7 protein-coding genes are annotated in these 17182 nt (G+C 61.3%); 6 read left to right on the top strand and 1 reads right to left on the bottom strand.

The features are described from left to right. The first annotated feature begins 29 nt into the window (after positions 1–29). The 4 genes from ABGX75_RS01170 to ABGX75_RS01155 all read left to right on the top strand — a co-directional run bounded on the left by ABGX75_RS01170 (position 30) and on the right by ABGX75_RS01155 (position 11570). On the top strand, positions 30–2090 hold the full coding sequence (locus tag ABGX75_RS01170; RefSeq protein WP_287124390.1) for a choline transporter: 2061 nt from the start codon (positions 30–32) through the stop codon (positions 2088–2090). A 385-nt stretch (positions 2091–2475) separates the two neighbouring features. Further along, positions 2476–3402 (top strand): helix-turn-helix domain-containing protein, encoded by a 927-nt coding sequence (locus ABGX75_RS01165; protein ID WP_347410883.1) that lies wholly within the window; start codon positions 2476–2478, stop codon positions 3400–3402. 200 nt (positions 3403–3602) lie between these two features. Continuing rightward, positions 3603–9917, top strand: coding sequence for a GLUG motif-containing protein (locus tag ABGX75_RS01160; protein ID WP_347410884.1), 6315 nt, complete (start codon positions 3603–3605; stop codon positions 9915–9917). 21 nt (positions 9918–9938) lie between these two features. Next, a complete protein-coding gene (locus tag ABGX75_RS01155) occupies positions 9939–11570 on the top strand; it encodes a ShlB/FhaC/HecB family hemolysin secretion/activation protein (protein WP_347410885.1) in 1632 nt (543 codons plus the stop codon). Between the two features lie 24 nt (positions 11571–11594). On the opposite strand, the gene ABGX75_RS01150 is transcribed toward ABGX75_RS01155, so the two are convergent. Further along, positions 11595–12461 (bottom strand): WYL domain-containing protein, encoded by an 867-nt coding sequence (locus ABGX75_RS01150; RefSeq protein ID WP_347410886.1) that lies wholly within the window; start codon positions 12459–12461, stop codon positions 11595–11597. Positions 12462–12596: 135 nt separating this feature from the next. Here ABGX75_RS01150 and cas1f point away from each other — a divergent pair, with 135 nt between their 5' ends. Both cas1f and cas3f read left to right on the top strand, forming a co-directional pair. Continuing rightward, positions 12597–13571 (top strand): type I-F CRISPR-associated endonuclease Cas1f, encoded by a 975-nt coding sequence (cas1f, locus tag ABGX75_RS01145; protein ID WP_347410887.1) that lies wholly within the window; start codon positions 12597–12599, stop codon positions 13569–13571. After that, positions 13568–16909 (top strand): type I-F CRISPR-associated helicase Cas3f, encoded by a 3342-nt coding sequence (gene cas3f / locus ABGX75_RS01140; protein WP_347410888.1) that lies wholly within the window; start codon positions 13568–13570, stop codon positions 16907–16909. Before cas1f ends, cas3f begins: the two co-directional genes overlap by 4 nt. Positions 16910–17182 lie beyond the last annotated feature (273 nt).

Here is a 17182-nt window from a genome sequence, read left to right as displayed (position 1 = left end):
ACCTTGCCTGAACCACATCAGGAACTCCTATGACGACACAATCCAATAACGAGGCGCCGACACGCGATCGCCTCAATGGGCCGGTGTTCTACAGCTCGGTGATCGGCATCGTCGCCTTCTCGCTGTGGGCCATGATCGCCACCGACCAGGCCAATACCATCATCAATGCCATTCTCGGCTGGATCTCCAACACCTTCGGCTGGTACTACTTCCTGACCGTCGTGATCTACCTGGTCTTCGTGATCTATCTTGGGGTCTCGCGCTACGGCAGCATCCGACTGGGGCCAGAGCATTCGCGCCCCGACTTCAATATCTTCTCGTGGTCGGCGATGCTGTTCTCCGCGGGGATCGGCATCGGCGTGATCTTCTTCGCGCTGGCCGAGCCGTTGACGCAGTTCTACAACGCGCCCGACGCGCCCGAGGATCAGGTCGCTGCGGCACGCCACGCCATGGAACTGACCTTTCTGCACTGGGGGCTTTCCGGCTGGGGCATCTACACCCTGGTGGGCATGGCGCTGGCCTTCTTCAGCTATCGGCACAACCTGCCGCTGACCATCCGCAGCGCGCTCTATCCGATCTTCGGCGAGCGGATCTACGGCATGATCGGCCACGTGGTCGACACCGCTGCCGTGCTGGGCACGGTCTTCGGCATCGCGGCCAGCCTGGGGATCGGGGTCATCCAGCTCAACTTCGGCCTGGACTACATGTTCGGCATTCCCAAGGGCACCTGGACCCAGGTGGTGCTGGTGCTGGGCATCGTGCTGTTCGCGACCATTTCCGCCGTGACCGGGGTGGAACGCGGCATCCGCCGTCTTTCCGAGTTCAATATCCTGCTCGCGGTCCTGCTGCTGCTGTTCGTGCTGTTCGCCGGCAAGACGATCTTCCTGCTCAACGCGCTGGTGATGAACATCGGCGACTACCTGACCAACTTCGTAAGCCTGTCGTTCAACACTTATGCCTTCGACCGGCCGACCGGCTGGCTGAACGGCTGGACGCTGTTCTTCTGGGCCTGGTGGATCGCGTGGGGGCCGTTCGTCGGACTGTTCCTGGCGCGCATCTCGCGGGGCCGGACGATCCGCACCTTCGTGCTCGGCACCATGACGCTGCCGATCATCTTCATGTTCCTGTGGATGTCGCTGCTGGGTAACAGTGCCATCGACATGGCGATGAACGGCGCCAGCGAGTTCGGCGAGCAGGTGATGAACAATCCGCCGGCGGGGATCTACCTGTTCCTCGAATCGTATCCGATGCCGCTCCTGACCACCGCGGCGGTGAGCATCCTGGCGATCGTGTTCTTCATCACCTCGGGGGATTCCGGGGCGCTGGTCCTCTCGAACTTCACCTCGAAGCTCAAGAACGTCAACAGCGATGCGCCGGTCTGGATGCGTATTCTGTGGTCGGCGGTGATCGGCATCCTGACCCTGTCGCTGCTGCTCGCCGGGGGGCTGACCACCTTGCAGAGCGCGGTGGTGATCACCGGACTGCCGTTCTCGATCGTGCTGTTCTTCATGATGGCGGGGCTGCTCAAGGCACTGAAGCTCGAGGCCTTCAAGGAAGACAGCCGGCGCCTGAGCCTGGCCGGCCAGCTTTCCGGTCGTACCGGTGGCGGCGAGCGCGACTCCCGCAACTGGCAGCAGCGCCTTCGTCGTGCCATGAGCTTCCCCGGCAAGAAGCAGGCACGGCGCTTCATGGAGGAAACCTGCAAGCCCGCCATGGAAGCCGTGCGCGACTCGCTGCAGGAGCAAGGCGTGTCCGTCGAGATCAATCAAGGCGTGCAGAACGGCGACGACTACCTGTCGCTCAACGTCGATTTCGAGGACGAGCAGAACTTCACCTACCAGGTCTGGAGTCAGGGCTTCACGACGCCCGGGTTCGCGATGCATGCCCCGCATGCCGACTCGCGCTACTACCGGCTGGAGGTCTACCTGCTCGAGGGTAGCCAGGGTTACGACCTGATGGGCTACACCCGCGATCAGGTGATCGGCGACATCCTCGACCAGTACGAACTGCACATGCAGTTCCTGCACCTCAACCGGATAGAGCCGGGCAACATCAACATGCCCGACAGCCCGGAACAGCCGCCCTCATAAGGCGTGCCCGGCCGGCCGCCACCGTCAGGCGGTCGGCCTTCTTGAGAAGCTTGAGCCCCCGGTCGCGATGCGGCCGGGGGTTTTTGCGTGGGAGGGGCGAGCAATACCCGATGCCGAGAATCGCCTGGGCGCATGGCCAACGACAGCGCCAAGCTCTTGCCAGGGTGTGAAGTGTTCAAGGCGTCGCAATCAGTGGCCACTGGCATGCTGGCTGGTTTGCCTGGCAGTGTAGCGGTATGGTGAAACCTGCATGATTTAGAAATTACAGCATTACACGAGGCAACTGGTTCGATCGTCATCCATGTCGCAGTCACGGTTACCTTGCACGCACTTTGATACGCATACCTTGCCGTCGGAAGATCGGTTCGATGCCTGGCGCCAGAACGTGGCGCCCATTTTCGATATCGAGCTTCCTGCTGGTGCCAGAGAGTCTTCTTTCACGGCGACAACGGAAGCCTACCAGGTCGGGAACATCCTGATGGGATCCGTCTCAGCTTCCGGCCAGCGGTTCCGTCGCGCCAAACCGCTGGAGCGCCAAGATCATATCTTGATTCAGCTCTACTGCGAGGGAGGTTATATCGGAGAGCTGGATGGTCGAGACGCTCGGGTCGGCTCCGGCGACATCACGATCGTCGATCTTGCCAAGCCACTCGATACCTTGGCCGGCCCCTTGACCAACCTGAATGTCATGCTCCCTCGCGAGAGTCTGGAACGTCACACGTCTCTGAACGCTTGGCATGGTCTGCAGCTGGCCCCTGAGCGCCGAGAGTTTCTAGCGACTTACTTGATGTCACTGTACCGTCGGCTACCGGTTACGCCGCAGGCCGAGGCATGCGATCTGGCCCGTATCACCCGAGACATGATCCTGACGACCATTGCCCACGACGCCGATGCCCACCGACGGGCAGAGCCTGCCGTCCATGGTGTCTTGCGTGAGCGCATCCGTCAGTATATCGAAAAGCATCTGAAGGACCCGGCGCTGACCCCCGATCGTATTTGCCGCGTCATCGGCGTGTCGCGCGCGAACCTCTATCGCCTGTTCGAGGAGGAAGGCGGTGTGGCACGCTATATTCAGTTCCGCCGCCTGGCCGCCGCACGGCGGCGTCTCGAAGATCCGAGCGATACGCGAGGGATCAGCGAGATCGCCGAGCAACATGGCTTTGGCAACCCTTCACATTTCTCGCGGCGTTTTCGCGAGCTGTTCGACATTGCTCCCCGCGAGCTTCGGCATGGCATACGCCAGTCGTGCTCCTCTCCTCGCGACAGTGACACTACCGCGCTGGGACCTCTTGTCCGTCGGCTTGGTCGATAGCTACAGGCTACGGCCTGTCTGAGCGTCTCTTTTTGACCTCTTGGCCTTTTCCCACTGTCTCAATAAGCCGTTCCTCCCTTGGTCACACTTTCTTACATTGTTAGAAACGTTCGGTAGCCGGCATGGGCGTTCGGCCATCCCACCTTCAGATGGCGTTTCGCCCTTCCACCGTCACGCAACGGGACTGAACGAGCGTCACAATGAACAATACGTATCGGCTGGTCTGGAGCATGAGCCACGCTAGCTGGCGCGTCGCGTCGGAAGTCGGGGCGCGCCACGGCAAACAGGGTAGCAATTGGTGTGGCACGGCGTGTCGAGGCGTCATGGGCACCTTGTTTCTGCTCCCGGCGCTTGCCATGGCGAGCGAGTTGCCGTCGGGCGGAGTGGTCGTCGACGGGGAAGCCAACCTGGAGCGCCAGGGCGATAACCTCACCATCAAGCAGAACAGTCAGCGGGCTGCCATCGAGTGGGATGATTATTCCATCGGTGAGGGCAGCACCGTACGCTACGACCAGCCTGGGGCCGATGCCGCCGCCCTGAACCGCGTTACCGGCGATCAGGTATCGGAGATTCGCGGTGCCCTGGAAGCCAACGGCCGGGTGTTTCTGGTCAACCCCAATGGTATTCACTTCTCGTCCTCGGCCCGAGTCGATGTCGGCGCGCTGGTCGCTTCCACGCTGGATATCTCGACCGAAGACTTCATGAGCGGCGATTATCGCTTCTCAGGCGACAGCGCCAATGCGGTGGTGAACCAGGGCAACATCACCACCGCCGAAGGCGGCACGGTGGCGATGATTGCCGCCGAGATCGTCAACACCGGCACCATCGAGACGCCGCAGGGCAATACCCTGATGGGGGCCGGCAGTACCGTCACCCTGGATCTAGGCGGCCCGGTGCAGATCGAGGTGGAAGAAGCGCGCCTCGAGACCGTGATCGAACAGGGTGGCGCGATTCGCGCCGACGGTGGGCGCGTCCTGCTCACCGCCAAGGCCGCCGATGAGCTGACCGCCAGTGTCATCAACCACTCGGGAATCACCGAAGCGAAGACGCTGGCCAGCGGCGAGAACGGCGAGATCAAGCTGATGGGCGACATGGACAGCGGCCGCGTCGAGGTGGCGGGCCGGCTGGATGCCAGCGCCCCCGAGGGTGGTGATGGCGGGTTTGTCGAAACCTCGGCAGCCAAGGTCTCGATCGCCAACGAGGTGCAGGTCACTACCCGCGCTGCTGATGGGCCGGAAACGAGCGGCGAGACAGGCGAATGGTTGATCGACCCCACCGACTTTACTGTCAGCGACGGCACGGACTCGCAGAGTGATAGCGGCATCGGCGCCGAGACGCTGTCGTCCAACCTCGCCAACAACGATGTCACCCTGGAGACCGTTTCCACCGGTAACGAGGATGGCGATATCAACGTCAATGCCGAGGTGAGCTGGGATGCCGATACGACGCTGGCCCTCGACGCCCATGGCGATATCAACCTCAATGCCGCCCTGACCGCTACCGGAGACGCCGCTGGACTCGCGCTCGACTACGACGGCGACGATTATCACGTCAACGCGCCGGTGACCCTCTCCGGCGCCAACGCCAGCCTGTCGGTCAACGGCACCGATTACACCCTGATCCAGAATGTCGACGACCTTCAGGCCATGAGCGATGGCCTCGGCGACCACTACGCCGCCCTGGGTCAGGATATCGATGCCAGCGCCACCTCGGGATGGAATGGCGGCGAGGGTTTTGAGCCTATTGGTGATGGACTCGGTAATAGTTATATAGGCACCTTCGACGGCTTGGGCCATACCATCAACGGACTGACCATCGACCGGGATTCCCGCTATCAGGGGCTGTTCGGTCGCACAAATGGCGCGACCATTCGCAACATCGGGCTGGAGGGCGGCAGTGTAGATGGCCAGGAATATGTCGGTGGGCTGATTGGGTTCAACTACGGCTCCACCATCAGCAACAGTTACGCCACCGGCGATGTGACAGGTAGCGACGACGTTGGTGGGCTGGTGGGGCACAACCAAGTGTCCGAGGTCATCAACAGTTACGCCACCGGCGATGTGACGGGGGGCACGTCAGTTGGCGGTCTGGTCGGGAATAATAACGGTGGCAGTATCGACCACGTCTATGCCACGGGTGCCGTTACGGGCAACTCCAGCGGTGGCCTGGTCGGCATCAATAACAGTGGCAATGTCACTGAAGGCTATTACGCCACTACCGATGCTGATGGCAATGCCATCAACACGTCCAACCACTCCAACCAGGGTGTCGGAGTTCGCTATACGCAACTGGCCAATCCGGACACCTTCAGTGACTGGGATTCCTCGGCAAGCTGGGCGTTTTCCACCGATGCCGGTGAGCCCGGCTATCAGGTCAGCCTGCCCTATCTCGTAGGTGTCACTCGCCAGCAGGATCGTCAGACCACGACCCTGTTCGAGGACGGCGCCGGTACATCGGTCGATCCCTTCACCCTCACCGGCTGGCAGCAACTGCACAACATCAAGCGCAATGACGATGTTCTCACGGGTGGCTACCACTTCGCCCTGATCGATGATCTCGACAACAGCACGGCCGGCTATGCCGATCTGGCCAGTTCCAGCGCCAATGGCGGAAAGGGCTGGGATCCCATCGGCGGTCGCATCGATGCGTTCAAGGGGACTTTAGAGGGGCAGGGTCATCGCGTCGGTGACCTGACCATCGTCCGTCCCGACGAGGACCATATCGGGTTGTTCGGCGCCTTGGGCCGCAACAGCACGATCCGCAATATCGCGATGGCCGATGCCGATATCACGGGTAAAGGCTACGTCGGTAGCCTGGTTGGCACGACCTCCGGCACCGGCAGTGTCAGGGATGCCTTTGCCAGTGGCCACGTTGCCGGTGAGTTTGCTGTCGGGGGGATGATCGGCAGCAACAGCGGCGGCCTGGAGAACGTCCGTGCCAGCGTCGATGTCGAGGGCGACAGTAGCATCGGTGGACTGGTGGGGGACAACGGTGGGGACATGTCCAAGGCATATGCCACGGGTCAGGTCACCGGCGACGACCGGGTTGGCGGGCTGATAGGGCGTACCCTGTCGGCTGAACTCAACGATGTTTATGCCACGGGGGCTGTCAACGGCAAGACAAGCGTAGGTGGTCTGGTGGGCCGCAACTCACACAATACCATCAATAATGCCTATGCGACGGGCTCGGTGAAAGGCGGAGAATTTTACGTGGGCGGGCTGGTCGGCAACGATACGTCCAGTACTGTCACCGACAGCTACTACGCCACCACCGACGCCGATGGCAATGCCATCGATGGCGACTATACCAACAGCGTCGGTACGCCCAGGACTCGCCTGGAACTGATGAACCCGGCGACGTTCGAGGGCTGGGACGAAGCTACCTGGAATTTCGGCGGGAACGCCGATGTAGATGGCTACCAGGTCGCGCTGCCGCGGCTGGATGGCGTCACACCGGTGGCGGATCGCGTCACCGACACCCTCTTCCAGAGAGGTTCCGGCACCTCGAGCGACCCTTACATCCTCACTGGCTGGCAGCAGTTGCAGAACGTCAATTTCAATGACGATGTGCTGGGGGGCGGCCACCACTTCGCCCTTGTCAATGATCTCGACAGCGGCACTGCCGGTTACGCCGATCTGGCGGGTGAAAACGCCAATGGCGGCAAGGGCTGGGATCCTATTGGCGATGATGGGGCGCCATTCACCGGCACTTTCGATGGCCTGGAGCGTGTGATCAGCGATCTCACCATCAACCGTGGCAGCGAGGACTACGTCGGCCTGTTCGGCACCGCCACCGACAGCAGTGTGATCCGTAATGTCGGACTGCCCGGGAGCAGTGTCACTGGCAACGATTATGTCGGCGGCTTGGTCGGGAACAACGATGGCAGCATCACGAATGCTTATGTGACCGGTACGGTGAGGGGAGCGGGTACCTATAATGTCGGCGGTCTGGTTGGGCGTAACCATGGCAGCATCACAAATGCCTATGCGACCGGGACAGTGAAGGGGGGCGAGCAAGTCGGCGGTTTGGTCGGGATTAACTGGGACAGCATCGCAAACGCTTATGCGTCGAGCGTGGTGACGGGTGACCAGTATGTCGGCGGTTTGGTTGGATATAGTTTCAACGGTGACATCGCAAACGTTTACGCGACGGGGGCGGTGACGGGTCAAGAAGGTGTTGGCGGTCTGGTCGGGATTAACTGGGACAGCATCGCAAACGCCTATGCGACGGGCGCGGTGACGGGTAACCAAGATGTCGGCGGCCTGGTTGGGGGCGGCACAAGTCCCTCCGCCAGCTACTACGCCACTACCGATGCCGATGGCAATGCCATCGATGGCGACTACACCAACAGCATCGGTACACCCAGGACTCGCCTGGAACTGATGAATTCGACGACGTTCGAGGGCTGGGACGAAGTTATCTGGAATTTCGGCGGGGACGCCGATGTAGATGGCTACCAGGTCGCGCTGCCGTGGCTGGATGATGTCACGCCGACGGCGGGTCGCGTCACCGATACCCTCTTCCAGAGCGGTACCGGCACCTCGAGCGACCCTTACATCCTCACCGACTGGCAGCAGTTGCAGAACGTCAATTTCAACGACGATGTGCTGGGCGGTGGCTACCACTTCGATCTTGCCAACAATCTCGACAGCGGAACATCCGGCTATGCCGATCTGGCGGATGAAAGCGCCAATGGCGGAAAGGGCTGGGAACCGATCGGTGACGCCGGCTCATCCTTCATCGGGACCTTCGATGGTCGGGAAAATGTCATCTACGACCTGTTCGTTGATCGTCCGGGCGAGAGCTATGTCGGGCTGTTCGGCTATGTCGCCACTGAAGATAGCCAAATACAGAACCTCGGCCTGAACGGCGGTCAGATGTCGGGCGACCATGATGTCGGCGGGCTGATCGGTTTCAATGCCGGAGGACGGATTGCCAACGCCTATGCCATGACCGATGTCACCGGAGCCGGTAATGAGATCGGCGGCCTGGTGGGCACTAACTATGGTCAAATCAGTGGCGCCCATGCCTCGGGTTCGGTCACGGCGACGAACACCAGTGACGGCGACAAGGTTGGCGGACTGGTCGGGATGAATCACGACGCCATCACCGATGCCTATGCCACCGGCAGCGTGACCGGGATCAATAATGTCGGCGGGCTGGTCGGTGAAAATCGTGGCGATCTTGATCGGGTGCATGCCGTTGGCGCCGTGATGGCGACGGGCAACCAGGTGGGCGGACTCGCCGGAAGTAACAGCGACGCCACGATCAGCAATGCCTATGCCACAGGCGCGGTCTCTACCACGGCCAATGGCGCCACGGCTGGCAACATCGTCGGTGGCCTGGTCGGGCGCAATGATGGACGCATCCGCCATGCCTATGCCGCCGGCAGCGTGGCGGCCGAGGGTGCTGGCGTGGGTGGCTTGGCCGGTTTCAACACCGGTCAGGGCGCTATACACCATACCTACGCCACCGGTGACGTAGAGGGGGCGGGGGATTACCTCGGTGGGTTGATCGGGCGCAACGATGGAACGATCAATGCCAGTTTCTATGCCACCACCGATGCCGATGGCAGTGCCATCGATGGTGATTACACCAACAGCGCCGGCAACGGACAGCCATACGCGGAACTGACCCAGCTCGATACGTTCTCGGCCTGGGGAGACGATATCGATGCTCGGGGCAGCACCGATGCGACCTGGCGCCTCTATGAAGGCCACACCACACCACTGCTGCGCCGCTTCCTCACGCCAGTGAGCGTTTCTCCCGATGGCAGCGGCCTCTCTAGCCATACCTATGATGGCAACACCGCCACGGGCTCCACTGGCTATGCCACGAACGTGAGCGGTACGGCCCTGAAGGGTCGCTTGAACTACAGGACCGATGCGGCCGGTGCCGGTCACTACCGCACCCGTGATGGAAGCCTCGTTCTATCGGGGCTCTATTCCGGTCAGCAGGGCTACGACATCAGTTATGACGCGGCCAGTCTGATCATCGAGCGCCGTCCCGTTGTGGTGACCGCGGATGATCAGCGCAAGACCGCAGGTAACGCCGATCCGACGTTCACCTGGCAGACCGGTTGTGGGGCATTGACCTCCGGTTGTGGCCTGGTAGCGGGGGAGCGTCTCGACGGCGCACTGACGCGCGATCCAGGAGAAGCCCCCGGCAATTATGCGATTCGCCAGGGCAGCGTGAATGATGCCACGAATCCCAACTACGCCATCGACTTCGTGCCCGGCCGGCTGGGCATTGCCGAGGCGAATGCCGCGCCACAGCCTGGCGATACCCTTTTCCCCTTGCCGGCTCGCAGCACGATCAGCGCCTTGCAGCAACGGGGGGCGGGCGACGAGTCGGATCACACCGATGCCGATGAAGGGCTAATGCTGCATTCGGCGGGCAACGAGGTTCTGACGTCCCTCAACGCCGCCGATGTCGAGCTTCCGGGGCTCAGGGTGGAGAACGGCGGTATTGCACTACCTGCCGTTCAGGATGAGCCGACTTCTGGTGCCCAGTAATTTTTCGGGATGATTGCATTCATGAAGCACGACACGATGGCACGCGCTGCCTTGGCGTCCAGTCTGGTCCTGTTGATGGCCTCACCGGTTCTCGCTCAGACCCCACCCGATGCGGGTCAGGTGCTGCAGCAAAGTCAGGAAAACCGAGTCACGCCGCAGGCGCCGTCCGTCGAGCTCGATCTCGACGGCGAGCCACTCACCGAAGGCGATCCGGGGGGCGCCGAGGTGACACTCAAGGCGGTGCGGTTTCGTGGCAACACGGTGTTCGACGACGAACGGCTACGAGCGGTAATTGGCGAGGCCGCCAATCGGCCACAGGACTTGGCCGGCCTGCAGAGCCTTGCCAACCGCATCAGCCGCTTCTATCGCGACCAGGGCTACCCGTTCGCCCGGGCCCTGTTACCGGAACAGGACCTGGGGAATCGCATTCTCACCATTCGGGTAGTCGAGGGACGCTATGATCGCGTACACGCCAGCGGCCCAGAGCCGCTGGCCAGTGAGGTTCAGCCCTGGTTGGCATCGCTGCAACCCGACACGCTGATTGCCTCTGCACCATTGGAGCGGCGATTGCTGCTGCTGGGAGATTTGCCCGGAGTGGCGGCGACACCGGTAATGCGCCCCGGTAGCCGTACCGGCACTGGCGAACTGGAGGTCGAAGTACGGCCTACGCAGCGCGTCACCGGGGTGGTCGGTGCCGACAATCACGGCAGCCGCTATTCGGGCGAGTACCGCGGTCGTACCAGCATCAACGTCAATCGCCTGGCCCGGATGGGTGACCAGCTCAGCCTGACCGCACTATATAGCAGCGAAAAGACATGGCTTGGTAACCTGCGTTACGAGTCTCCGATCGGTGTCAGCGGCTTGCGCGGCGCATTGGGTTATGCCCACACCGATTACACGCTGGGGCAGGGATTCGAAGGCTACACCGGTACGGCGGACGTCTATTCGGCGGAGTTGCGCTATCCCCTGGTCCGTCGCCAGCGCAGCAACCTGTCGATCAGCGCGCGCTATCAGTACAAGGACCTGGACGATGAGATTGAATTCGTCGACTACCTGCGTGCCACTGAAAGTCATGGGTTGCCACTGAGTTTGGAGTTCGACACGCGCGATGCCCTGGGGCGTGGAGGTATCACCTTCGGTGCCTTGACGCTGACCCCAGGCAAGCTGGAACGCTCGGACCCCGTGATGACGGATAAGGATTACGGCTTCACCAAGGTGAACCTGGATATAGCGCGCCTGCAGGCATTGGGCCACGGGGTCGAGCTGTATGGCCGTGTCAACGCACAGTGGGCGGACCGCGACGATCTGGACAGTTCGGAAAGCCTCAGCCTCGGGGGCCCCAACGGCGTGCGTGCGTATCCGGTCGGCGAGGGCTCGGGCAGCCGTGGCTGGCTGGCCCAGTTCGAATTGCGTTACGACGCGGGCAAGGGCTTTTCGCCTTATGCGTTCTACGATGCCGGGCGCACCCCGGACGGCGGTGAAGATCTGGGCGAGAGCCGTGAGATCGCCGGTGTTGGCGTCGGGCTGCGCTACCAGACCGATGACTTCAACCTGAATGTCGCCAGCGCCTGGAAAACACAGGGAGGTAACGCCCAGTCCGAAGGCAGGCAGCGTGATCCCAGGGTGTGGGCAAGCCTGGGGTATCGGTTTTAAGCCACCAGTCGTGAGTCAATGGCCTCAATAAAGCCACTGGCGCAGGGCCTCGCGATTGCCGAGTTCGATTTGCTGGGCACGCGGATCGCCTTCCACGTGGCGATGGTTGATGCCGTATTCGCGCAGCACGTATTGGGCGAGCGCACAGCGGCAGTTGATCGCCAGCATGTGCTCCTCCATGGCGTAGTCCTGCGCGATGAGTTCGCGTTCCGCTTGGCTGAGGCGCCGGTCGGGGATGATCTCCAGTGTCAGGCGATTCTCCCAGTCCTCATCGTTCGCTTGGGCCGCGGCGGGCAAGGCATCGCCAATAGCCTCGGGGACGCCGCGAAAGCGCGATAATACGAAGTCGCGAAACGCTGCATTCTTCTCGCAATACGCGCGGACATGCCAGCGACCCGCGGCATAGACCAGCGTATGCGGGGCGATGACCCTGTCCTCGCCGCGTGGCGATGAAAAGCTCGCGTACACCACCTCCAGCCGCTGCCGTTCACGTGCCGCCGAGACCACTGCCCGCACGACCTCGGGCGAGACATCCCGAATCGGCATCGGCACTGACTCCGTATTGGCCGCACCCAGGCCCAGCCCGACGAACTGTGGATTCAAGGCATCGTGCGTGCCGAGAAGGTGCAAATATTCATCCACGTGGCCGCGAATGAAGTGCGGGGTAAACTGCGGTGTCGGCATCCAGGCCTTGCGAGAGGTGTCATAGACAAGATTACCCACCGCAACTTCCTCGCGATAGGTGCGTAGCACCTGCTGCGCCCGGTCCTTGCCCAGGTGGAACGCCTCGCGCAGCGCCGAAGCCGTAACACGCCCCTCCCAGAACGCCAGCAGCTCGATCACGTGATACCGCGCCCAGGTATCCCAGGCGAGCGATGCCGTCTCCTTCATGCTCTTCCCCTTGCGCAACCGGCCGGAAAATTCCCCTGGTGTTTTATCCATGGGGTAGTCGGGCTCAATCGACTTTGCTTATATGAGGGTAACAGAACGTAAGCCGTTGTAGCCGCCCCCAATGCCGGAGGTTCCATGGATGATTTGTCACCGTCGGATCTAAAGACGATCCTGCACTCCAAACGCGCGAATTTGTATTACCTCCAGCATTGCCGGGTCCTGGTCAATGGAGGCCGTGTTGAGTACGTCACCGACGAGGGCAAGCAGTCGCGTTACTGGAACATTCCCATCGCCAACACCACCTCGCTGCTGCTGGGGACCGGCACCTCGATTACCCAGGCCGCGATGCGCGAATTGGCCAAGGCCGGTGTTCTGGTCGGTTTTTGCGGTGGTGGCGGTACGCCGCTTTTCGCGGCCAATGAAGTGGACGTGGATGTCGCCTGGCTGACGCCGCAGAGTGAGTATCGACCAACCGAGTATATGCAGCATTGGGTGCGTTTCTGGTTCGATGACGACAAGCGTCTCGACGCTGCCCGTGCCTTCCAGATGGCGCGGTTATCGCGCATTGAATCGCTCTGGCAAAGTCGGCCGCTCAAGGAGGCAGGTTTTGACATATCCGCCCAGCACTTGAGTGATGCCTTGGCACAACATCGAGAAGCGATTGCCAGTGCGTCCGATACCTTGGAATTGCTGACGCTCGAAGCACGTTTGACCAAGACGCTGTTCAAGCTGGCGGCGCAAGCCGTCAAGTATGGCCAGTTCACGCGTGCCAAACGTGGCAGCGGCGCCGATCCCGCGAACCGGTTTCTCGATCATGGCAATTACCTCGCCTACGGCCTGGCGGCAACGGCGACCTGGGTATTGGGGATTCCCCATGGCTTGGCGGTCTTGCATGGCAAGACGCGGCGGGGTGGCCTGGTCTTTGATGTTGCGGACCTGGTCAAGGATGCCATTATCCTCCCCCAAGCGTTTCTCTCGGCCATGAAAGGCGATGAGGAACAGGAATTTCGCCAGGCGTGTATCGAACGGCTGACGCGTACCGAATCCCTCGACTTCATGATCGATACGCTCAAAGCCGTGGCCCTCGACCTCGGAGGGCCTGACACATGAATGTGCTGCTGGTCTCCCAGTGCAACAAGAACGCGCTCAAGGAAACACGGCGCATTCTCGATCAATTCGCCGAGCGCCGGGGAGAGCGCACCTGGCAAACTCCGATTACGCAGGCTGGGCTCGAAACGCTTCGCAAACTGCTGCGCAAATCCGCGCGCAAGAATACCGCCGTAGCGTGTCACTGGATTCGTGGTCACGATCACAGCGAACTGGTGTGGATCGTCGGCGATGCCAAGCGCTTCAACCTCCAGGGCGCGGTGCCGACCAATACCACATCACGGGATATTCTGCGCCGCGAGGACGAAAACGACTGGCATAGCGGCGAAGACATCCTGCTGCTGGCGTCCATGTCAGCATTGCTGCACGACCTGGGCAAAGCATCCGCCGCCTTCCAGCAGCGGCTACAAGGCAAGCTGGAAGGGCGCAACCTGTACCGCCATGAATGGGTATCGTTACGGCTCTTCCAGGCCTTCGTTGGCAACGACGGTGACGCGGCCTGGCTCACGCGACTCGCCGAGGGGCGTTATCAAGAGCAAGACTGGTTAGAGAATATGGAACGCGATGGTCTCGACCCCGAGCCCTCCGCCATATTCCGACGTTTGCCGCCCTTGGCCGCTGCTCTCGGGTGGCTGATCGTGAGTCACCACCGGTTACCTCTCAAGCCACCCGACGACATATCGAGCCCCGCGGCTCGTTGGGGCAGCCAGAATGTCACGCTGCAAATGGACCAGTTGGGGGACGTGCTATCACTGATCAATGCGCAATGGAACGAGATTCCCACGACCCAAGAGTCTAAACGGATCACGCCGTATTGGACGTTCAGCCAAGGGCTACCGCTTTCCACGCGACGTTGGCGCGAGCGCGCCGCCAAACAGGCGAAACGACTACTGGCGCGGTTATCCGATGACACGAACTGGCTCGATAGCCCCTATGTCATGCATCTCTCGCGCCTGTGTCTGATGCTGGGGGATCATTACTATTCGAGTCTTGAAGATCCGGCCAAACGGGTGATGGGAGAGACCGACTATCCGCTGGTAGCCAATACCGTGCGCAAGACGGGGCAACCCAATCAATTACTCGATGAGCATATTCTGGGGGTCGAAAAGCACGCCAGTACCATCGCGCGTGCCTTGCCTACCGTGAATAGCCATTTATCGCGTTTGGCGCGGCACAAGGGCTTTCGCAAGAGAAGCGATCATCCTCGCTTTCGCTGGCAAGACAAGGCGTTTGATCTTGCCCAGTCGCTGCGTGAGCGTAGCCAGCGTCAGGGCTTTTTCGGCATCAATATGGCCTCCACCGGTTGCGGTAAAACGCTGGCCAACGGGCGAATCATGTATGCGCTGGCCGATCCAGAGCAAGGTGCGCGCTTTAGTATCGCGCTGGGACTTCGCACGCTCACGCTGCAAACCGGCCAGGCGCTGCGTGAGCGCTTGCATCTCGGTGAAGACGAACTCGCGGTGCGGGTCGGCGGCAGTGCCAACAAGGCGCTATTCGAGCGCTACGAGCAAGACGCCGAAGCCAGCGGTTCGGCCTCGACGCAAGGGCTGATCGATGAAGACGCCCATGTAGTATTCGAAGGCAATATCGACACTCATCCCGTGCTTCGCCGCCTGGGGGATGAGCCGGGCACACGCTCGCTGATCGCCGCGCCCATTCTCGTCTGCACCGTGGACCATCTGGTGCCGGCCACTGAAAGCACGCGAGGCGGCCGTCAGATTGCACCGATGCTGCGACTGATGAGCAGCGATCTGGTGCTCGATGAAATCGACGACTTTGATATCAACGATCTGCCAGCACTTACCCGATTGGTGAACTGGGCCGGCTTACTCGGCTCGCGAGTATTGCTGTCATCGGCCACCTTGCCGCCCGCCTTGGTGCACGGGCTGTATGAGGCATACCGCAGCGGGCGAGAAGCCTATCAGCGCCATCGCGGCGAGCCAGGCCTGCCCGTGGATATCTGCTGTGCGTGGTTCGACGAAAATGATCGCCAGCATTACGACTGCGCCGACGGTGACGCCTTCAGCGCCGCGCATGCCGCCTTTGCCGAACGTCGGCTCAAGCGCTTGGCCGATAGCCCCGTGCGCCGCCGAGGCGAACTCCTTCCCTTGCCGGCATTGGGCAAGCGCCCTGACGAGATTCGTCCTGGCCTGGCTGAGGTGCTGCGCACACAGGCTGCTCAGCTACACGAGCGTCACCATTCGTCTGATCCTGTCACCGGCAAGCGCGTGAGCTTCGGTTTGATCCGCATGGCCAATATCGATCCGCTGGTCGATGTCGCCAGGTCGCTCTTTCAGCAAGGCGCCTGCGTTGGGCAACGCATCCACCTTTGCGTTTATCACTCGCGGCATCCGCTGGTGATGCGCTCGGGAATCGAGCGCCGCTTGGACCGCACGTTGCAGCGAGCCGAGCCGGGCCGCGTGTTCGAGCAGGCCGACATTCGGCGTTTACTCGATGGCAGTGACGAAGCCGACCATCTTTTTATCGTGCTAGGGAGCCCGGTCACCGAAGTTGGTCGCGATCACGATTATGACTGGGCGATCGTAGAACCCTCCTCCATGCGCTCGATCATTCAGCTTGCCGGTCGGGTCTGGCGCCATCGAGACAAGCGCTGCGACACGCCGAATATCCAACTTCTGGAGACCAACCTCAAACACCTGGAGGATTCTGGATGCCTCGCCTTCCAGCGTCCGGGTTTCGAGACCGATGAGTCCTGGCGGCTCAATAGCCACTCGCTGAATGCGTTGCTCACGCTGGAGGAATACAAGGTCATCGACGCCCGGCCACGCGTGCTGGCGCGCGAGACGCTATCCCCACGCGATAGCCTGGTCGACTTGGAACACCAACGGCTGATAACGCAAATGTTGGAGCCGCCCACGCAACCGTTGACCAAGAAAGAGCGCAGGCTGGGCATGGAGGCATCGCCACCGCCCTTAGGCGCTTATAGCTGGTATGCCGTGCCGCGCATGCACCTGACCGGCTTACTCACTCAGCGTCAGCGTTTCCGCCAACCCACCCAGACCGACGTAGCGCTTGCGCTATTACCCGACGAGAGCGGCGAAACCTGGACACTGCATCGCGTGGAAGACGGTGCCAAACGTGGTGAAACGCTTTACGTAGAAGTCGAAGAAAGCCTGATGGCGCGGATAGACCTGGAGCATGAATGCGGCGAGCGCATCCAGCCCTGGGGCGCCGATGACTACCTGACCGCGCTTGCCGATCTCGCCGAGGACTTGGATATCTCGCTTGATAAAGCCGCACGCACGTTCGGCATCGTCAACGCGCCCGAGAGCACACATGGCTGGCGCTATCATCCCGTATTGGGGTTTGTGAAAAGGTAAGGGCTGGTGGAGGCCAGCCCGGGCTGCCTGTGCGGCAGCTGAGCATTCATAGAGTGGGGTGATATTTCTGAGCTGCTTTTCGGCAGCGATCGAACTATAGCATAGGGCCACAGAGGAAGGGATGAGGTACCCTTATTCAAAGCGTGAGTTGATAGGATTGTTAAGCCATGCGCAAGCTGCTAACCTATTAATCACTGGACGGGGAGAGAGGCCCCGCCCAGTGGTGAGACAAAAATGGTCTGGTAGCTGCGTTCTAGCAGTAAGGAGGTGAGA

This window comes from Chromohalobacter sp. (assembly GCF_039830575.1).
GTDB classification, from domain to species: Bacteria; Pseudomonadota; Gammaproteobacteria; order Pseudomonadales; family Halomonadaceae; genus Chromohalobacter; species Chromohalobacter israelensis.
Note: the sequence above shows the minus strand (reverse complement) of the source record. Positions and strands in the feature narration are given on the sequence as shown.